Below are 18,339 nucleotides of genomic sequence, written 5' to 3'. Positions count from 1 at the left end.
TCAGACGGTGCTTTTATCTCCCGCTGTCAGGGAGCGGGCTCGCCCGGAAGCGGTGTCTCGCCGAGCGATTCGATCAGACTTCTTATCCGTTCACCCGCCTTGGTCACACTGGCTTCATCATAGCCCTTGGCGACCAGTGAGACGCCTTTTCGCCCGTCCTCTCGCTCGAACGGGTAGGAACCCAGATCGAGCAGGGGAAAGTCGTTCTGGATCTCCTCCAGCCCTTCTGCCAGTGTCCCCTCACGCAAATCGGCATGCCACGCGACAGAGCGGAGCGGTGCCCCGCCCTCAAGCCCGGGCAGGAGCGCCGTGAACATGGACTGCATGATGGAGGGCACGCCTGCCATCACATGCACATTGGCGATCGTGAAACCCGGCGCGATGGACACGCTGTTTGCGATCGGAATAGCCCCGCGCGGCAACCAGGCCATGCGCTGACGGGCCTTGTTGAATTTCTCCTTGCCCAGGTACGCCTCCAGCTTGCGATAGCTCTCCTCATGGATTTCGAGTGGCACCCCTACGGCCTCGGCTACGCAGCCTGCCGTGATGTCGTCATGGGTGGGGCCAATCCCGCCCGTGGTGAAAACATGATCGAACTGGGCGCGGCAGGTCGCGACCGTTTCGACAATCCGTTGAGCCTTGTCAGGAATGACTCGCACTTCTTCAAGGGCAATTCCCGCCTGAGCGAGGCCGGTCGCAATAAAGCGTATATTGGCATCCTGGGTCCGGCCGGAGAGGATTTCATTCCCGATGATCAGGAGGCAGGCTGTTGGCGTCATGAAAGGCTCGCTCTAACTCTGAAGACCTTGAAATACCGTCAACCATACCGGGTCCGTATGCGTTACGCCCGCATGGTTTTGATGACTTTTTCGCGGGAGTAGAGAAATGCCTGAACAGATTAGCGAGACCTGCGCTTCATGCGCGTATGATGTCCGCGCCGAGCTCGGTGAGGGGCCAGTCTGGATCTCCAGCGAAAACGCTGTCTATTTCGTCGATATCAACGGGCAGAAAGTCCATAGGTTCACTCCTTCTTTGGGCGAAGCCTGTCACTGGGCGGCGCCGGGAAAGGTGGCGTTTCTCATGCCGGTCGAGGATGGCAGCTTTCTCGCCGGGCTGCCGGATGGGCTCTACCGGTTCGATCCGACCGATGGGAGCTTTGCGAAACTGGTCGATGTCGAGAGTGACCTACCTGGTAACCGGCTTAATGATGCCTGCGTCGATCTGCATGGCCGTGGCTGGTTCGGGACAATGGATGATTCCGAGGAGGCACCGAGCGGGTCGCTCTACAGCATCACTCATACGGCCCAGGGATTCGAGCTCAGGCGCCATGATACGGGGTACACCGTGGCAAATGGTCCCGCCGTCTCTCCGGACGGAAAACTGCTCTATGCGTGCGATACGCCCAGCGGCAATATCTATCAGTTCGACATCACCTCTGAGGGGAACCTGGAGAACAAGCGTGTTTTCGTGCACCTCCCGGAGGAGAAGGGCTATCCCGATGGCGTGGTCACCGATTGCGAAGGGAATGTCTGGGCTTCTACCTGGAATGGCGGGCATGTCCGCTGCTTCACTCCGGAGGGAACCGAGCGTGTCTCGATACGTGTCCCGGCGACAAACATCACCAAGGTCTGTTTCGGCGGGGACGATCGCAAGACGGCCTACGTAACGAGCGCACGCCAAGGTGTCTCGGAGGAAATATTGCTGCGCGAGCCGCAATCAGGCAGCCTCTTCACTTTCCGTGCCGATAAGGCCGGACTCCCCCAGCATCCCCTGGTCCTCGCGCCTGCCGAGCCGAATTGAGAACAATGGGCCGGGGCCGGATAGTTTCCACTATCCGGCCATGAGCTCCCGGATCAGCGGTATAAGCGGCCGGTCCGGCGCGGGCATCGGATAGTCGCTGAGACGGTCGGCGCTCACCCACGCCAGTTCCTGCCCTTCGCGGGGAACTGGCGTGTTGCGCCAGCGTCGGCACAGATAGAGCGGCATCACCAGATGACGCGCTCCGATATTCTCGGACACGAAAGTAAAAGGGGCGAGGCACCCTGCCGAGATGTCGATCCCAAGCTCTTCATCGAGCTCCCGGATCAGTGCCTGCTCGGGTGACTCGTGTGGCTCGACTTTACCGCCCGGGAATTCCCAAAGGCCAGCTAGGGGTTTGCCTGGAGGACGTCTGGCGAGGAGAATCTGACCCATGTTGTCGACCAGGATGCCTGCCACGACGAGAAGGATGCGCGCGGCGGGCTGACTTGCGTCTGGCAAGCCGGGTTGGGTGACACGATTCATGGCATAGGTCAGAACAGGTTGCGGCTCAGGGCCACGGGAAAGGAACGGCACACGCGACGTGCCGGACTGGCCGAATCCCAGCCGGGTGAGCAAGGCGATCGATGGCTGATTATCCTCCGCCACATCGGCAATGATCGAGGCGATGGGCAGGGTCGCAAATGCCCAGTCGATAACGGGACGTACGCAGGTTGTAGCAACGCCCTTCCGCCAGTAGGCCCGCCCCACCCAGTAGCCGATCTTCGCTGCCTGTCCGGGATGACCGAGGGACAATCCGATGCAGCCAATCAGGTTCTCCCCGTCACAGATGGCGAAATGCCAGGCCTGGCCTGCGCTCTGACGTTCGATCGTGCTCGTGATCCACTGATCAGCCAGTTCCCGCGGATAGGGGAAAGGCAGGTGACTGAGCATACGCACAACGCTCCAGTCATTGACAAGGCGGTGCACGGCGGCACCGTCCGATGTCTGGAGCGGTCTCAGCGTATAGGGCGATACGTCGAGCGACAGATTCATTCAGCAGGCGCGGTGGGCTGGATGCCAGCGCGACGCAGCAGATCACGCAGCGCGTTGATGACCGGGAAGACCTCCTGATTCCGGTCACCGCCAAGCTCGCGCCAAGCGCTCTGCTCGAGTTCGACGATCTCGCGATCCTCGGCAAAGATACGATTGGTGAAGCCGACAAGAAGAGGCCAGGCCAGTTCGAGCGCGCCCTTGAGCTTGGGACGCCGAATCGAGAGCAGGCCGAAAACCCGGCAGGTCAGATGATCTTCATCCTGCGGGACATAGACGATCCACAGATCCATGACCGGGGGTTCATCCCCTGTGCGGATGCGCAACGTCTGATACGGATACTCCGTGCGGATCGTCATCACATCGCGATGGGCATATTTCGCGCTTGCATCACGGCGCTCGCCGAAGATCAGGGTTTCACCCCAGGGCTGTTTGCCCCCCACGCGGGCAAAGCTGTAGCGCGCCTCCACCATGCGGGGCTCATTCTCGCCTCCCAGATAGCGCGGCTTCATCTTGCCCATCTGCTTCGAGTGCATGAACTGATGATTCATATCCATCAGGTTCTCATGCATGAAGCTGTAATGGCAGTTCACATGCTCGCCGAAACGGCGTGTCTTGTAGGCGGGGTCTGCTACCGATCCTAGGCGGGGAAAGGGGACGGTCTCGGCTTTTTCGGGATCACCGGGGAATACGAAGATCAGTCCGTCGACCTCACGGCATGGATAGGTGCGTACCCCGTTGGGGAGCTTGCCCTTGCCAAGATAAGGCACGTCGATGCAACGCCCCGAGCGCCCATAGGCCCAGCCATGATAGCAGCACTGGACGGCCTCGCCCTCTACACGACCCTTGCTCAGCGGCACCTGTCTGTGAGCGCAGCGATCCTCCAGAGCAAATACGCTTCCTTCCTGCGGGCGGACCAGCGCAATGGGCTGCCCGGCAAAACGGGTGCCGATGGTCTTGCCCTTCTTTAGCTCATGGGACCAGGCGACAGGGTACCAGTAATCGGGATCGCATTTAACGCGGCGCAGATCCACAGCGTCCTTGCCCAGTCTCATGGCGTCGGAGCAGCGTCGTTCGGCCATTATGGTCGCTTCGTTGTCGGTAAGTAGGCTTTCCGTCATGGGTATCCTGTCGTGACCTCCTGCGAGCCGAACTCCGTCTGGAACATGGGCCCTTGGAACGTGCATGGTGATGCGCCAGCAAACGATAGCAGGCTTGATGCGCATGGGAACAGCGGCATTCGTCAGGACTGCGCATCCTGCCCGGCACAGTGAAATAAAGCTGCGCTGGAAACTGTTCCACGAAAGGATCTTGCGCACGAGGTCATTTTTGCTTGCGTCTTGTGCAACAAACTGTGTATTTTTTGCCTCAGTCGAACCGCTTCCGAAAGAAAATTCCCTTTCGATGTTGTAACGATTTCAGAACGCTGACTAGACTGTCTCTTGTTAATTCCCACGGAGAGACAGCTCGAACGATGTTCACAAAACGAAGAATTCTGACCGCAGCGACCCTTCTCTCCCTGCCTTTCGGGTTCAGTCTGGCCCAGGCGGCCACGCAACAGGCCGATCAGACACAGCCGAAGACGAAAAAGGCGGGCGCGGTCCATCACCGGACATCGATTGGTTCAGATCAGCCTCTGCATTCCGTCCCCAAGATCCGTACGCGCAAGGCTCGCGATGCGAGCGGTGATAGCGGGGAATCGGTCATCGTTACCGGTACGCATGCGTTCAACCGGAAGGCACGGGACAGTGCCGTGCCTGTCACCGTTGTTTCCGCAGCGACACTGCGTCGTTCTGGCCAGCTCAATCTCGCAGACGCCATCACCCGCGTTGATCCGTCGATCACGGTGACGGCCAATGGTGCCGATGCTGGTGCATTGACCTCCGCGATCCGTATGCGCGGCCTGAACCCGAACGAGGTGCTGGTTTTGGTCGATGGCAAGCGTCGCAATACGACCGCCAATATCTACGCCGATAACGGCCCGCAGCAGGGCTCGACGCCCGTCGATCTGAACATGATCCCGGCCGGCGCGATCGATCATATCGAGATCCTGCGTGACGGCGCTGCTGCGCTCTACGGATCAGATGCCATTGCGGGCGTGGTGAATATCATCACGAAAAAAACCAGCCATGGAATCAACACGGTCGCCCAGACCGGCGCCAATGCTTATAACGGTGATGGCTGGCAGTATCTGATCGGGGCTGATGGCGGTCTGAAATGGGGCAATGACGGCTTTGTCCATCTGAGCGGTCAGGTCTATCACACCGATCACTGGGTCTCGAACCTCAAGAGCACCAACGATCATCGCTGGACCCCTAACTCGAGCTGGCCCGCAAATTCGAACAAGATCCTCTCCAACCCCGAGGAGACCCGCGAAAATCTCTCCATCGAATGGGGTAAGGGAATCACCGAAGGTATCGAGACCTACGGTCTGATCACCTATGCCCATCGTCATTCCGAGGCGTATGAAAACTATCGTGTGCCCACCGTAGCGCCGAGCGCGTTTCCCTATGGCTTCTCGCCGCTCGAAACCATCGAGGAAAATGACTTCCAGGCCAATCTGGGCATCAAGGGCGATAATCTGTTCGGTTTCAGCTGGGATCTGAGCACGCTTTACGGGCAGGATGACGACGATATCGGGAACAAGAACACGTTCAACCCGAATTACTACAAGGCCTATGGGTTCTCCCCGACCACCGTGCGCGCCCAGAGCTATTCTCTTGCTCAGTGGACCAGCAATTTCGACGCGCGACGCAATTTCCGGATTGCCGACGTTGTGCCGATGACGCTGGCGTTCGGCGCCGAGCATCGTCTCGAGATGTACACAATCAAGGCGGGCGAACCAGCGTCATATGAACTTGGCGGCACACAGGGCTTTGCCGGTCTGACGCCGCAGAACGCGGGCAAGTGGCAGCGCAATATCTGGGCTGGGTATCTGGATGGCGACTTCCATCCGCTGCCGCATTGGGACCTCGATTTCGCCGGGCGATTCGAACATTACACCGATATGGGTAATACCGAGAACGGCAAGGTTACCACGCGCTATGACATCACGAGCAAGCTGGCCGTGCGCGGCACGATCAGCAATGGTTTCCGTGCACCGACCATGCCTGAGCAATATTACTCGGCGCTCAACGTGTCGCCAACCGGTGCGTCGGGCCTTCTTCAGACCGTTGGCGCTGCAGGCCAGTCAATCGGTGCGCAGCGCCTGAAGCCCGAGAGATCGACCAGTGCGGAAGGTGGCATTATCGCTGAGCCGCTGAAGGACTGGCATGTTTCTGTGGATGTCTATCAGATCAACATCCGTGATCGTATCATCGGCTCGGCTAACGTTAATGGTCAGACAGCGCTGGACGCGATCTCACTGACAGGCGTGAGCATTCCGAGCGGGATCGCGGATCTGAGCAATGTGACGGCCAACTACTTCGCTAACGTGGCCAGCACGCGTACGCAGGGTCTTGATCTGCAGTCCGATTATCTTCTGCATCTTCACCGCTACGGCACCCTCAACCTGAGCGCGATGCTCAACCTCAACCGGACCCGCATCAGTCACATCAACACCAATGCTTTCGGCGACCCTGCGGCCAATGCCCAGACGGTGGGCTACCTCACCACGGGCTCACCGCGCAGCAAGCTGATCCTGAATGCGTACTGGACCTACCATCAGTGGGATGTGAACCTGCGTCAGACCCGCTATGGCGAGACGAAGTCTCTGCTGACCTATGAGGATCTGGCTCCGAGCGCGATCAAGTACTCCAACACCGAATGGGCCGAATTCAAGAACACCCCGGCCTGGCTGACGGATATCGAAGTCGGATATCGCTTCACCGAGCACTGGCACTTCGCCATCGGCGCGAACAACATCTTCAACCAGCGTCCGCGCCACGTGAACCCGATCACCAACTATCTGGGTCCGAAGATCTACGACACCGACTCGTCGGGTGTTCCGATCTACGGTGCCTATTACTACGGTCGTCTGAACGCCACGTTCTGATCTGAGGCAGCCCCACGGGATCGACAGATCCGTCCTGTAGGTGTCACCGTTGACTTTCTCACTTTCCAACCGGGCTGGCGCTGTGCCAGTCCGGTTTTTATTTGCGGTTGATGCTGTCAGGCCAGCGTTGCGCTCAGATGATCGATGAACTGGGCAGCGACGCGTCCGGAGCGTCCGCCGCGCTCCATGGCCCATTCCAGCGCGTGACGGTGTAGGCTCTCTCTGGGGATATCGAGCCTGTGGTCGGCGGCGTAACCATCGACGATGGCAAGGTAGGTTTCCTGATTGCAGCCATGGACGCCGATCCAGAGCCCGAAACGGTCGGAGAGGGAAACTTTCTCCTCCACCGCTTCCTGGGGATTGATGGCACTGCCGCTCTCATTCTCCATCATGTCGCGCGGCATGAGATGGCGGCGGTTCGAGGTGGCGTAGAACAGGACATTTTCGGGGCGCCCCATGATGCCGCCATCGAGGACGGATTTGAGCGATTTGTAATCGGTATCCTGGGTCTCGAATGAGAGATCGTCGCAGAACACGATGCAGCGCCGGGGCTGCGCGCGCAGCATGTCCAGAAGGCGCGGAAGCGTGGACAGATCGTCGCGCTGGATCTCGATCAGAACCAGCGCGTGGGGGTGGGCGCGATTGGCCTCGGCAAAGCAGGCCTTGACCAGCGAAGACTTTCCCATGCCCCGCGCGCCCCACAGCATGACATTGTTACCGCTGCGGCCAGCAGCGAAATGACGCGTATTTTCGAGCACGAGACGCGCTTGGCGATCGATACCACGCAACAGGGACAGGTTGACCCCTTGTACCTTTTCAACGCCGCGCAGGCTTGCCGAGGCACCCTGCCAGAGAAATGCGTCATGGCTCTCCAGGCTGGCCGGGATGGCCGGAGCGGGAGCAAGGCGCTCGAGGGCGCAGACAATACGATCGAGTTTTTCGAGAAAAGTAGCGTCCATGGATTTGTCCCTTGCTCCGTGGCTGTGCTTGACGTGCGGGCGCGACCAATTATGGTCCGGGGCCATTCCGGCAGGCTTTCGGGCGCGTCCGGTCCCTGATCCTTCGACATATGGAAGAAACGCATGCTCGCCAACAGCGGGATTATCTCATTCCTCCCGATGATCCTCGTGTTCGTCGTTTTCTATTTCGTGCTCATTCGTCCGCAGCAGGCGCGCCAGAAGGAGCTCAAGGCGCAGCTCAGTGCCCTGCGTCGCGGTGATCGTATTGTGACCAGTGGCGGTATCGTTGGCGTTGTTCAGCTTGCGCGCGACGGCAGCAAGGAGATCGAAGTCGAGATCGCTCCCGGCGTGAAGATCCAGCTTATGCGCGAGAACGTGTCGCAGGTTCTCACCAGCACGGCGAAGCCAGCCAATGATGGCGGCAAGGCTGCCAAATAAGGCGCGACCTCCGGGCGCGTAAAAAAGGCCGGCTCCCGTTTGGGGCCGGCCTTTTTCATGCGCTGTGGCCACGCCGGGCCAGGCGCGCGGCGCGATAGCTGGCGATCAGGCGGAAAGCAGCTCTGCTTCGGCAAACTCGTAATTGGCGAGCTTATCGAGGTAGTTCGTGATGTAGTCCGGACGACGATTGCGGAAGTCCAGGTAATAGGCGTGCTCCCACACGTCCAGACCCAGCAGGGCGCGGCCCTGGCCTTCGGCCAGCGGGTTCGAGCCATTGGCCGTCTTGGTCACGGCGAGCTTGCCGTCGGATCCCAGAACGAGCCAGGCCCAGCCGGAGCCGAACTGCGAAATCGCGGCCTGTTTGAAGGCCGCCTTGAATGCGTCGAGGCCACCCAGATCTGACTCGATCTTGGCTGCCAGCTTCAAAGGGACCTGGCCACCGGTCGGAGAGAGGTTCTTCCAGAACAGGATATGGTTCCAGTGCTGGCCCGCATTGTTGAAGACCGGAGCCGAGGCCGCGTCACCCTTCACGGCAAGGATGATGTCTTCAAGGCTCTTGCCCTGGAGTTCCGGCTTGGCTTCGACAAAGCCATTCAGCGCCGTCACATAAGCCTGATGATGCTTGCCGTGATGCAGCTCAAGGGTTTCCTGGCACATGCCGGAGGCGGCAAGGGCGCTGGACTGATAGGGGAGGGACGGCAGTTCGAAAGCCATGATCACGTCTCCTGGACAAACATGGTGGGGACAAAGCGGGGCTGCTTGGTCACCCAAGGCAGCTATGGTGCCGGGCAGGTTTCGTCAACCCGCCGTAACGGAAAGGATGATCACGCCTCGTTGGCAGGCTCTCGCTGTTGCACGACGCTCTTCTCGATCGCGCCGAACAGGGCGGAATAATCATCATTGGGATGGCGCTTGCTCGACAGGGCCAATGCCTGATCGGCAATCGCAATCGACGGGCAGAAACTATGGGTACTGCGCGCTGCCGAAACGAGCAGGCCCATATCCTTGGACATGAGGCGCGTCGGGAATTGTGGCGCGAAATCGCCATGTTCGGCGCAGCCGAGCTTGCGTTTGTGGTGGGGCGAAATCACGGCGACCTGACCGAGTGCCTGGTAGAGCATGGTCCGGTCCAGCCCACTTGACAGGCCATAGCCTACCGCCTCGGCGATCACGTTGAGCGTTGCCCCCATGATCCCGTTGATCACCAGTTTAAGCCGTGTCCCGGCCCCGACGTCTCCTGCATGAATGGTCAGTTTCCCGATGGCGCTCAGCACGGGACGCGCCGCCTCGAGGTCGTCATGCGACGCGCCGACAAGCATTACCAGCTCGCCTTTTTCGGCCTCGGGCGTGCTGCCTGACATGGGGGCATCGACGAAACGGCCGCCATGATGACGGACGAGGCCGGCCAGACGTCCGGTCGCCTCCGGCGAGATTGTGCTGGTATTGAGTATCAGCGTATCGGGGCGCAGCCCGCTCAGAAATCCCTTCTCCCCCTCGGCGGACGCGAAGACCGCTGAATCATTGGGCACACAAAGGATGAGGATGTCAGACGTTCTGGCCAGTTCGGCGGCGGACTGGATGACCGGGGTCTGGGCGTCCTGTTGGCGACCGGAGGGTGTGTAGGCCTGAACTCGGTAGCCTGCGTTGCGCAAATTAGCACCCATCAGCGCACCCATGGCGCCATAGCCGACAAAACCGATTGTCTCGTTTTCCTGGGGTGTCATCGATCTTCGCTCCCATTGTCTTCGCAAGATGCGATCTAAATGCGAGCAGCGGGCATCGGTTGCGCTGCGCCCGAGGTCGAGTGTCGCACCTGACAGCCGTGGTTCTGCAGCGTGCGCTCGATTTGTGTCAATCCATGACAAGGGCGCGGCCCAGCGATAGCGCGCATAAAAGCGTCAGTGTCGGGGGATGACAGGGCGATTGGAAGCGACCGACAGCCCGATGGTTTGCCCGGAGTAGGGCGCTGGATGCGGAGTGCGGGGCGGTTACGACAGCCGCTTTGTGGCCAGGGAAGGAGCGGGCGCGATGGTCGGGAGCGAAATTGATGTGTTTGCGCCCGACCTGCCCCTGGCGGGGGACGATGTCAGATATCGTCATCCCCGTCGAGATCGACATCGGCGGGATGGCGGATCGGATTGGAGCGGCTTCTTGAAGGCGCATCTGATTGACGTCGTGTGAACTCCGCAGCGATTTCTCCCAGTTCCACGAAATGATCGACCTGACGCCTGAGATCATCACCAATCAGAGCTGGTGAAGCGCGAAGAGATGAAACCGCCGTCACACGCACGCCACGTCGCTGGATGGCCTCGACGGCGCGACGAAGGTCGGAGTCGCCGCTGAAGATCACAGCATGATCGATATGCTCGGCGAGCTCCATGAGGTCGACGGCGAGTTCGACATCCATATTACCCTTCAGCCGCCTGCGCCCCGAGTGGTCGGTGAACTCGCGAGCCGCTTTGCTCACGAGTCTGTATCCGTTGTAAGCCAGCCAGTCAGTCAGGGGCTTCAGAGGAGAGTATTCTTCCGTCTCAGGTATTGCGGCATAATAATAAGCGCGCAATAGGTTCGTATTAGTTCGAAAGTATTTCAGAAGCCTTCGGTAGTCTACCTCAAAGCCAACCGATTTCGCGGTGTAATACAGGCTAGACCCATCTATGAAGACAGCAGTTCTGTCGCTTTTCTCAAACATATCGTATCCGATTGGTAGTTTTGCAACACACTGCAGTTGAGGGCGCGGTACAGGCGTGCTCCGCGCTCCTCCCATAATATACGCTATATTAACATTTTGCAGAGTGAGGAAATATATAAGCCTCGAAATTAATCAATATAGTGTTGCGCTAATCTGTACCCTGTCGGTCAAGAAAGGGAGTTCTGTGATGGCGCCGCCACAGGCAGGGTCTGGTTCCTCATCCATGTTCCTTGTTTGCTCGGTGGGAGCCGCTATGCTAACAAGGAGAATTCACATAGATCTGCGCAATTGGGTGGGATGAGGTAATGGCACGTGTAACCGTTGAAGACTGCATCGAGAAGGTCCCCAACCGCTTCGAGCTGGTTCTTCTTGCAGCGCAGCGCGCCCGTGGTCTTTCGCGTGGCGAGGAGATGACGATCGACCGCGACAACGACAAGAATCCCGTTGTCGCCTTGCGTGAGATCGCAGACGAGAAGGTCAATCTCGGCGCGCTGAAGGACGGTATCGTGCGCTCCCTGGCCCGCGCCCCGGAACCCGAGCCCGTAGATGAGGAAGTGATGGATCTGATTCCGACCGATCAGAACATTTTCGGTCTTCAGGATGTGTCTTCTGAGGAAGAGCATGCTCATATGGCCGAAACCATGTCGCCGGCCGAGCTCGAGGCATCGTTCGAGGCGGAATTCGGGGGGCGTGGCCGCCGTTGATCCATGATGGGGGCCGGAGAATGAATCCGGGCCTCTCATGTTGAAATTCTGATTTATCTGGCATTATCGGGAGAGAAGTTTGTATGTCTGACGTGCTTCTTCCCGGTGCCGAAATGGCGGCGTCAATGCCGTCGATCAGCGGGTTGCTGAGGCGGATCGCGAGTTATGATCCGTCAGCCGATCTTACCCGCATCGAAGAGGCTTACGCCGTCGCCGAAAAGGCGCATCGCGAGCAAAAGCGTGACAACGGCGAGCCCTATATCATCCACCCCATAGCGGTCGCGAATATTCTGGCAGGCTTTCGTATGGATGTGCCCTCCATCATGGTGGGGCTGCTGCACGACACTGTCGAGGATACGGGAATTACCCCGGCGTTTCTGAAGGACCGCTTCGGTGAGACGGTAGCCAGTCTGGTCGATGGGGTGACGAAGCTGACTCGTCTGGAACTTCAGTCCGACCGGACCAAGCAGGCGGAGAATTTCCGCAAGCTGGTCCTGGCGATGTCGCGCGACATCCGCGTGCTGATCGTCAAGCTGGCTGATCGCCTGCACAACATGCGCACCCTGCATTATGTGCAGCGCCAGGACCGTCGCCTGCGCATTGCGCGCGAAACCATGGATATCTATGCGCCGCTTGCCGAGCGTATCGGCATGGATCGTGTCAAGACGGAGCTGCAGAATCTCTCCTTCGAGCAGCTTGAGCCTGAGGCCGACGCCACGATCCGGGCGCGCCTGAACTTCCTGCGTGGGCATGGCGCGGATATCATCGAGCAGATCCGGCGCGAATTGAAGGAGCTCTGCGCCGAGGTCGGTCTGCCGCAGGTTGACGTGACCGGGCGCGAGAAGTCGCCCTTTTCGATCTGGGCCAAGATGCAAAAGCGCAATGTCGCTTTCGAGCAGCTCTCTGACATCATGGCATTCCGAGTGATCGTGCCGAGCCGGGATGCCTGTTACGCGGCGCTCGGGGCCATCCACGGCGCCTATCCCATGATCGCCGGGCGCTTCAAGGACTATATTTCGACGCCCAAGGCCAACGGGTATCAGAGTCTGCATACGGGTGTGACGCTGCGTCAGCCCCGAAACCAGAAGATCGAAATTCAGATACGCACAGCCGACATGCACGACTTCGCCGAGAACGGCGTGGCGGCTCACTGGGCGTATAAGGAGCGTGACGAAGCGCAGGCGTCGAATACGGAAGTTGCCGCGCTTGGGCTGAACAAGCTGCGCTGGGTTCAGGATCTGCTCGAGATTCTCGAAGACTCCGAGGCGCCTGACGAATTCCTCGAAAACACGAAGCTCGAGCTTTATCAGGACCAGGTCTTCTGCTTCACCCCGAAGGGGCAGCTCATCTCTTTGCCGCGCAGGGCGACACCCGTTGATTTTGCCTATGCTGTGCATAGTCAGGTGGGCGATTCCTGCGTCGGGGCCAAGATCAACGGCCGACTGATGCCTCTGCGCCATGAGCTGCAGAACGGTGATCAGGTCGAGATCATGACGGCACGTGGAGGTACGCCCTCTGCGTCATGGGAGCGTTTCGTCGTCACGGGCAAGGCGCGGGCGCGTATCCGGCGGCACGTGGCGTTGCAGCAGCGCCAGGTCAATCTTGATACCGGACGCACGGCGCTCGCCAAGGCTTTCCGTCAGGAGGGTGTCGATGGCAGCGAAAAAATACTCGAGACCTTGCTGCGCGACCTGCGTCAGGCGAGCATCGACGATCTTTATGTGGCTGTGGGCAATGGTCAGCTTGGCCCGAAGGATGTGGTCAATGCGGCCTATCCCGAGCTCCGTCAGAGCCATCGTGCGCCCCGTATGGTGCCGGGGCTTTCCGGGCGCCTTGGGGGTGGCCTGGGCGCTGCACCGCGCTATGGTGCCAAAAGCGGCTCGATCATCAACGGGATCGGTTCAGGCATCGCGACCCACTTTGCCGGGTGCTGTCACCCGCTGCCCGGTGACCCGATCGTGGGTATCATCGCACAGGGCAAGGGCGTGACCATCCACCAGCGTGGCTGCCAGAATCTGAGCGGTTTCTCCTCCACGCCGGAGCGTTTCCTCGAAATTGACTGGGATTACGAGGCATTGGCGCAGGGCGAGCGGGGCGCGCCTCATATCGGGCGTGTCAGTGTCATCGCTGCGAATGAGTCTGCGGTGCTCACCACCCTCACCAATACGGCCTCAAAACATAATGGCAGCGTCGTAAACCTGCGTATTCTCAATCGTCAGCTTGATTTCATGGAAATCCTGGTCGATCTCGAGGTGCGTGACGTACGTCACCTCTCAGCCATGATCGCGGCCCTGCGTTCGGCGCAGGGGGTCATGCAGGTCGAGCGCGCACGGAACTGAGTGGCGGCGTGATCAGAGGAATCGGTACGGATCTATGCGACATGCGTCGCATTGCGCGTGCGGTCGAACGCTCGGGTGACCGGTTTCTCGAGCGCAGTTTCAGTCCTCATGAGATTGCTTACGCCAATACCCGCACTGGCGAGGGGCGGATCGGTGTCCTGGCCAAGCGCTGGGCGGCAAAAGAGGCCTGCGTCAAGGCGCTCGGCTGTGGGTTCCGGGACGGGATCCATCTTGTCGATATCGAGGTTCGTAACGACGCGCTCGGCAAGCCCATGCTCATCCTTGCGGGGCTCGCTGCCGAGCGCCTCGCAGCCATGGCGTTGCCGGGTCAGGCAGCGGATATCCAGCTGAGTCTGAGCGACGAGCCGCCTTATGCAATGGCCTATGTGATCATACAGTCGCTTTGACACGACACAGGATGCCGATTGCCTGCATCTCATGCCCTGTGCGTCCGTCCCGCCTCGCCAGATTCTCCGTCATGGCGTCGTGATTGAGTGTCGCCAAATCCAGTATTCCTGCGCTAAGAACCGACTATGACTGAAAACACCTCCGAGGCGACGTCCTCGACGCGCAAAGAAGATACCCCTCTGGAGATCATACGTTTCGTACTGATCTGGATTGTGTTTCTGCTCGCAATACGCACTGTCTTCATCGAGCCGTTCAACATTCCGAGCGCGTCAATGATTCCGACCCTGCAGGTGGGCGATTATATCGCCGTGACCAAGTATGATTATGGCTGGTCGCGTTTCTCGATGCCGTTTTCACCGCCTCTCTTCGAGGGGCGTATCTGGAACACGGCACCCCATCGTGGTGATGTTGCTGTATTCCGATACACGCAAAACACCTCGATCGATTACATCAAGCGCATCATCGGGCTTCCGGGTGATCATATCCAGATGCGCGCAGGCGAGCTCTATCTGAACGGCACCCTGGTACCGCGCCAGTCACTGGGTGCCTATTCGGTCATGGATGAAAATCGTATGCCCCAGACCGGCATACGCTATCTGGAAACCCTGCCCGGTAGTGCGGGTGCCGCGCCGGTTACCCATCAGATCCTGAAGCAGACCGATGAAGGGGAGCAGAACGACACGCGCGAATATGTCGTTCCAGACGGATATTTCTTCGCCATGGGCGATAATCGCGACAATAGTGGTGATAGCCGCTTCCAGCGCGACAACGGGCAGGATCTCGGCTACGTGCCCATGGTCAATCTCGTTGGCAAGGCACGCTTCGTCTTCTTCTCCTACGAGGCCATTCATCCGTTCTGGCAGTTCTGGCAATGGCCTTTCGAGATCCGCTGGAGCCATCTCTTTGCGACCATGCATTGAGAGGGCGCGATGAGCGTTCACGAATCGACCTTGGAGTCGATCCAGCAGGCGCTGGGTCATCGTTTCACCGATACGGCGCTGTTGCGTCAGGCCCTGACCCATCGTTCTGCGGTCTCCTCCCGTCAGGGACGGCGCGCACCGCGTGGGGCGGTGCGTCCGGCTGAGACGGCGTCGAATGAACGGCTCGAATTCATTGGCGACCGCGTGCTCGGATTGATCATGGCCGAATGGCTGCTCGAGCAGTTCCCGAATGAGCCCGAGGGGGCGCTTGGACCTCGTCACGCCTCGTTGGTGTCGCGCAATGCGCTCGCGCCGATTGCGGAAAGCATCGGTGTCGAGCATGCGCTGCGTATCGCAGAGCATGAGGAGCAGGCAAATATCAGGGGTCTTGCCAATATTCAGGCCGACGCGATGGAAGCGCTGCTGGGAGCGCTTTATCTGGATGGCGGGCTCGATCCCGCGCGGCGTTTCGTAAGAGAAAAATGGCAGGATCTGCTGGTCTCGCAGATCACCCCTCCCAAGGATCCGAAAACGGCGCTTCAGGAATTTGTTCTGGCGCGTGGCTCGGCCCTGCCGGATTATGAAACCCTGTCCATGGATGGGCCGTCACATGCACCGCGCTTTACTGTTGCGGTTTCTGCTATGGGTGAGACAGGCGAGGGCGTTGCAGGGAGCAAGCGCCAGGCCGAGAGCGAGGCGGCGACCGTTCTCCTCCGGCGATTGAACCGCAGCCGAAAAGGCGCGAAGGATAAAAAATGACGACACGTTGTGGTTTCGTCGCTCTTGTAGGAGCGCCGAATGCCGGAAAATCCACACTGATCAATCGCATGACGGGAGCCAAGCTCTCGATCGTGAGTCCGAAGGCACAGACGACGCGTTTTCGCGTGCTCGGCATTCTCATGCGCCAGACGACACAGATCCTGCTTGTCGACACGCCGGGCATTTTCAAGCCGCGTCGCAAGCTTGATCGCGCGATGGTGGCTGCAGCCTGGACCGGTTCGCAGGATGCCGATATCTCGCTGCTCCTGATCGACGCCAAGGCAGGTATTCGTGAAGAGGCGCAGTCGGTCATCGATACGCTGGCGAAGCAGAAACGTCGCGTCTGGCTGGTGCTCAACAAGACGGATCTGGTCAGCGCCCAGCAGCTTCTTCCGCTCACCAAGGCCATTACCGAGCAGCTCGCCGTGGAGCACGTATTCATGCTCAGCGCTCGGTCCGGTGACGGGGTGGAGGATCTGCTCGATCATCTCGCGGCAGAATTGCCGGAAGGGCCTTATCTCTACCCCGAGGATGATCTGACAGATTTGCCTGATCGCCTGCTGGCCGCCGAACTAGTCCGCGAGCAGATCTTCATGCAGACCCATGAGGAAATTCCCTACCAGGCGACCGTCGAGACCGAGAGCTTCAAGGAACGCCCCGATGGCTCCTTACGCATCGACGCCACCATTTATGTCTCGCGGCCGGGGCACAAGGCGATCCTGATCGGGGAGGGGGGGCGCAAGATTCGCAGTATCGGTGAACGTGCGCGTCTCGATCTGGGACGCCTGCTCGAGCGTCCCTGCCATCTTTTTCTGAACGTGCGCGAGCGTGCGGGCTGGGATGAGGAAAAAGCAAGACTGCGCGCCATCGGGCTGGACGACGCCTGAGAAGTTCTTGTGGGGACAGGCCGCGCCCTATAAGAGGGGCGCGGGTTCTGACTCGGGCTCGACCGGGCCGCTGTGAATAGAGGATGCGATGACCGAAACTCCTGCACGCTACAAGCGCGTTCTACTCAAGGTTTCGGGCGAGGCCCTCATGGGCAAGGGCTCTTTCGGCATCGAGCCGCAGATGGTCGAAGCGATCGCCAGCGACGTGGCTGCGGTATCACAGAGCGGTGTGCAGGTTTGCCTGGTGATCGGCGGCGGCAATATCTTCCGCGGCGTTGCAGCCGCAGCCAAGGGCATGGACCGTGCCCAGGGTGATTATGCGGGGATGCTCGCAACCGTCATCAACGCTTTGATGATGCAGAATGCGCTGGAGCGCGCCGGGATCGACACGCGCGTGATGTCCGCCATCCAGATGTCGTCGATCGCTGAGCCCTATATCCGGCGGCGTGCCGTGCGTCATATGGAAAAGGGGCGGGTGGTGATCTTTGCAGCCGGTACGGGTAATCCGTTCTTCACCACGGACACGGCCGCCGCTTTGCGCGCCAATGAGATGGAATGCGATGTGCTGCTCAAGGGCACGCAAGTCGATGGCGTCTATTCAGCCGATCCGCGTCGCGTGCCTGACGCCGAGCGTTATGACGAGTTGTCCTACATGGATGTGCTCTCACGCGATCTGAACGTGATGGATGCGACCGCGATTTCCCTCGCGCGTGAAAACCGTCTGCCGATCATCGTTTTCAATATTCATGCACCCGGCGCCTTTGCCAGCGTCATGCGCGGTGAAGGTCGCTTTACCCGGATCATCGAAGCCGCCTGATGGCGGTAGTTCCAATCATCCTCCCTGAGACCTCGTGAAGGAGAGACCTATGCCAGTTGAGCTGAATGACCTGCTCGAAGACCTGACGCGTCGTATGGACGGGGCCATCGAGAGCCTGCGTCGTGACCTGTCCGGCCTGCGCTCGGGCCGCGCCAGCCCGAACCTGCTCGAGCCGGTGCGTGTCGAGGCGTATGGGAGTGAGGTGCCGCTCGCGCAGGTCGGTTCCGTGGCGGTTCCCGAGGCGCGGATGCTGACCGTATCCGTCTGGGATCGCGGCCTCGTGGGTGCCGTCGAGCGCGCTATTCGCGACGCGGGCCTGGGTCTCAATCCAGCGGCTGATGGCCAGACCGTGCGCGTGCCAATTCCCCAGTTAACGGAAGAGCGTCGCAACGAGCTCGCACGTGCGGCCGGTCGCTATGCTGAAAACGGCAAGATCGCGGTGCGTAATGTGCGCCGTGACGGCATGGACCAGATCAAGACGCACGAAAAAAAGAGCGAGATCAGCCAGGATGATATGAAAGTCTGGTCCGAAGGTGTGCAGAAGCTCACCGACCAGTATGTCAAAAAGGTTGACGACATGCTCGCGGACAAGGAACGCGAGATCAAGCAGGTCTGACCCGGCTCCGTGTCGT

The 18,339-nt window shown here is 59.7% G+C and carries 18 protein-coding genes; 11 read left to right on the top strand and 7 right to left on the bottom strand.

From position 1 onward, the window contains the following. Positions 1-26 precede the first annotated feature (26 nt). Complete coding sequence (locus tag C0V97_RS05435) at positions 27-779, bottom strand: molybdopterin-binding protein (protein WP_127101438.1); 753 nt, start codon at positions 777-779, stop codon at positions 27-29. A gap of 106 nt (positions 780-885) precedes the next feature. Between C0V97_RS05435 and C0V97_RS05430 the strand changes: the two genes are divergently transcribed. Next, positions 886-1,800, top strand: coding sequence for an SMP-30/gluconolactonase/LRE family protein (locus C0V97_RS05430; protein WP_127101436.1), 915 nt, complete (start codon positions 886-888; stop codon positions 1,798-1,800). 30 nt (positions 1,801-1,830) lie between these two features. Here C0V97_RS05430 and C0V97_RS05425 read toward each other — a convergent pair whose 3' ends face one another. Both C0V97_RS05425 and C0V97_RS05420 read right to left on the bottom strand, forming a co-directional pair. Beyond that, positions 1,831-2,793, bottom strand: coding sequence for a bifunctional GNAT family N-acetyltransferase/(deoxy)nucleoside triphosphate pyrophosphohydrolase (locus C0V97_RS05425; RefSeq protein ID WP_127101434.1), 963 nt, complete (start codon positions 2,791-2,793; stop codon positions 1,831-1,833). Continuing rightward, entirely contained in the window at positions 2,790-3,872 is a 1,083-nt protein-coding gene (locus tag C0V97_RS05420; RefSeq protein ID WP_127101543.1) for an aromatic ring-hydroxylating dioxygenase subunit alpha, read from the bottom strand. Before C0V97_RS05420 ends, C0V97_RS05425 begins: the two co-directional genes overlap by 4 nt. 392 nt (positions 3,873-4,264) lie before the next feature. Between C0V97_RS05420 and C0V97_RS05415 the strand changes: the two genes are divergently transcribed. Next, positions 4,265-6,784 carry a TonB-dependent siderophore receptor gene (locus tag C0V97_RS05415; protein ID WP_127101432.1) on the top strand — a complete coding sequence of 840 codons (2,520 nt, stop codon included), beginning with the start codon at positions 4,265-4,267 and terminating at the stop codon, positions 6,782-6,784. A gap of 116 nt (positions 6,785-6,900) precedes the next feature. Here the strand turns inward: C0V97_RS05415 and C0V97_RS05410 are convergent, their stop codons facing one another. Beyond that, positions 6,901-7,743, bottom strand: coding sequence for an ATP-binding protein (locus C0V97_RS05410; protein ID WP_127101430.1), 843 nt, complete (start codon positions 7,741-7,743; stop codon positions 6,901-6,903). Positions 7,744-7,866: 123 nt separating this feature from the next. Here C0V97_RS05410 and yajC point away from each other — a divergent pair, with 123 nt between their 5' ends. Further along, positions 7,867-8,181 (top strand): preprotein translocase subunit YajC, encoded by a 315-nt coding sequence (gene yajC, locus C0V97_RS05405; protein WP_127101428.1) that lies wholly within the window; start codon positions 7,867-7,869, stop codon positions 8,179-8,181. A gap of 105 nt (positions 8,182-8,286) precedes the next feature. Here yajC and C0V97_RS05400 read toward each other — a convergent pair whose 3' ends face one another. From C0V97_RS05400 to C0V97_RS05390, 3 genes are all read right to left on the bottom strand, one after another. Next, positions 8,287-8,895: a superoxide dismutase gene (locus C0V97_RS05400; RefSeq protein ID WP_127101426.1), complete on the bottom strand. Its 609-nt coding sequence runs from the start codon at positions 8,893-8,895 to the stop codon at positions 8,287-8,289. Positions 8,896-9,005: 110 nt separating this feature from the next. Next, the gene (locus C0V97_RS05395) at positions 9,006-9,932 is read right to left on the bottom strand and encodes an NAD(P)-dependent oxidoreductase (protein ID WP_255424158.1); all 927 of its coding nucleotides are present in this window, start codon (positions 9,930-9,932) and stop codon (positions 9,006-9,008) included. A 335-nt stretch (positions 9,933-10,267) separates the two neighbouring features. Next, complete coding sequence (locus tag C0V97_RS05390; protein WP_127101422.1) at positions 10,268-10,873, bottom strand: NYN domain-containing protein; 606 nt, start codon at positions 10,871-10,873, stop codon at positions 10,268-10,270. Between the two features lie 305 nt (positions 10,874-11,178). On the opposite strand from C0V97_RS05390, the gene rpoZ reads away from it, so the two are divergent. The 8 genes from rpoZ (at position 11,179) to frr (ending at position 18,323) form a co-directional block, all read left to right on the top strand. Further along, positions 11,179-11,577, top strand: coding sequence for a DNA-directed RNA polymerase subunit omega (rpoZ, locus tag C0V97_RS05385; protein ID WP_127101420.1), 399 nt, complete (start codon positions 11,179-11,181; stop codon positions 11,575-11,577). An 83-nt stretch (positions 11,578-11,660) separates the two neighbouring features. Next, positions 11,661-13,916 carry a bifunctional (p)ppGpp synthetase/guanosine-3',5'-bis(diphosphate) 3'-pyrophosphohydrolase gene (locus C0V97_RS05380; RefSeq protein WP_127101418.1) on the top strand — a complete coding sequence of 752 codons (2,256 nt, stop codon included), beginning with the start codon at positions 11,661-11,663 and terminating at the stop codon, positions 13,914-13,916. Positions 13,917-13,924: 8 nt separating this feature from the next. After that, positions 13,925-14,323 carry a holo-ACP synthase gene (gene acpS, locus C0V97_RS05375; RefSeq protein ID WP_127101416.1) on the top strand — a complete coding sequence of 133 codons (399 nt, stop codon included), beginning with the start codon at positions 13,925-13,927 and terminating at the stop codon, positions 14,321-14,323. 126 nt (positions 14,324-14,449) lie between these two features. Further along, entirely contained in the window at positions 14,450-15,244 is a 795-nt protein-coding gene (gene lepB / locus C0V97_RS05370) for a signal peptidase I (RefSeq protein WP_127101414.1), read from the top strand. A 9-nt stretch (positions 15,245-15,253) separates the two neighbouring features. Next, the gene (gene rnc / locus C0V97_RS05365; RefSeq protein ID WP_127101412.1) at positions 15,254-16,003 is read left to right on the top strand and encodes a ribonuclease III; all 750 of its coding nucleotides are present in this window, start codon (positions 15,254-15,256) and stop codon (positions 16,001-16,003) included. Next, entirely contained in the window at positions 16,000-16,890 is an 891-nt protein-coding gene (gene era, locus C0V97_RS05360) for a GTPase Era (RefSeq protein WP_127101410.1), read from the top strand. Before rnc ends, era begins: the two co-directional genes overlap by 4 nt. Before the next feature lie 88 nt (positions 16,891-16,978). Further along, entirely contained in the window at positions 16,979-17,707 is a 729-nt protein-coding gene (gene pyrH / locus C0V97_RS05355; protein ID WP_127101408.1) for a UMP kinase, read from the top strand. A 49-nt stretch (positions 17,708-17,756) separates the two neighbouring features. Beyond that, positions 17,757-18,323 (top strand): ribosome recycling factor, encoded by a 567-nt coding sequence (frr, locus tag C0V97_RS05350; protein WP_127101406.1) that lies wholly within the window; start codon positions 17,757-17,759, stop codon positions 18,321-18,323. Positions 18,324-18,339: the final 16 nt, after the last annotated feature.

The sequence above is a fragment of the Asaia sp. W19 genome, assembly GCF_003994335.1.
Lineage (GTDB): Bacteria > Pseudomonadota > Alphaproteobacteria > Acetobacterales > Acetobacteraceae > Asaia.
The sequence above is the reverse complement of the archived record's forward strand: the minus strand, read 5'-3'. Positions and strand labels throughout refer to the sequence as shown.

What these genes read in the sequence shown, in the direction of transcription:
- C0V97_RS05435 (WP_127101438.1), bottom strand. Translation starts at nt 779, where the DNA reads ATGACGCCAACAGCCTGCCTCCTGATCATCGGGAATGAAATCCTCTCC.
- C0V97_RS05430 (WP_127101436.1), top strand. Translation starts at nt 886, where the DNA reads ATGCCTGAACAGATTAGCGAGACCTGCGCTTCATGCGCGTATGATGTC.
- C0V97_RS05425 (WP_127101434.1), bottom strand. Translation starts at nt 2,793, where the DNA reads ATGAATCTGTCGCTCGACGTATCGCCCTATACGCTGAGACCGCTCCAG.
- C0V97_RS05420 (WP_127101543.1), bottom strand. Translation starts at nt 3,872, where the DNA reads ATGGCCGAACGACGCTGCTCCGACGCCATGAGACTGGGCAAGGACGCT.
- C0V97_RS05415 (WP_127101432.1), top strand. Translation starts at nt 4,265, where the DNA reads ATGTTCACAAAACGAAGAATTCTGACCGCAGCGACCCTTCTCTCCCTG.
- C0V97_RS05410 (WP_127101430.1), bottom strand. Translation starts at nt 7,743, where the DNA reads ATGGACGCTACTTTTCTCGAAAAACTCGATCGTATTGTCTGCGCCCTC.
- yajC (WP_127101428.1), top strand. Translation starts at nt 7,867, where the DNA reads ATGCTCGCCAACAGCGGGATTATCTCATTCCTCCCGATGATCCTCGTG.
- C0V97_RS05400 (WP_127101426.1), bottom strand. Translation starts at nt 8,895, where the DNA reads ATGGCTTTCGAACTGCCGTCCCTCCCCTATCAGTCCAGCGCCCTTGCC.
- C0V97_RS05390 (WP_127101422.1), bottom strand. Translation starts at nt 10,873, where the DNA reads ATGTTTGAGAAAAGCGACAGAACTGCTGTCTTCATAGATGGGTCTAGC.
- rpoZ (WP_127101420.1), top strand. Translation starts at nt 11,179, where the DNA reads ATGGCACGTGTAACCGTTGAAGACTGCATCGAGAAGGTCCCCAACCGC.
- C0V97_RS05380 (WP_127101418.1), top strand. Translation starts at nt 11,661, where the DNA reads ATGTCTGACGTGCTTCTTCCCGGTGCCGAAATGGCGGCGTCAATGCCG.
- lepB (WP_127101414.1), top strand. Translation starts at nt 14,450, where the DNA reads ATGACTGAAAACACCTCCGAGGCGACGTCCTCGACGCGCAAAGAAGAT.
- rnc (WP_127101412.1), top strand. Translation starts at nt 15,254, where the DNA reads ATGAGCGTTCACGAATCGACCTTGGAGTCGATCCAGCAGGCGCTGGGT.
- era (WP_127101410.1), top strand. Translation starts at nt 16,000, where the DNA reads ATGACGACACGTTGTGGTTTCGTCGCTCTTGTAGGAGCGCCGAATGCC.
- pyrH (WP_127101408.1), top strand. Translation starts at nt 16,979, where the DNA reads ATGACCGAAACTCCTGCACGCTACAAGCGCGTTCTACTCAAGGTTTCG.
- frr (WP_127101406.1), top strand. Translation starts at nt 17,757, where the DNA reads ATGCCAGTTGAGCTGAATGACCTGCTCGAAGACCTGACGCGTCGTATG.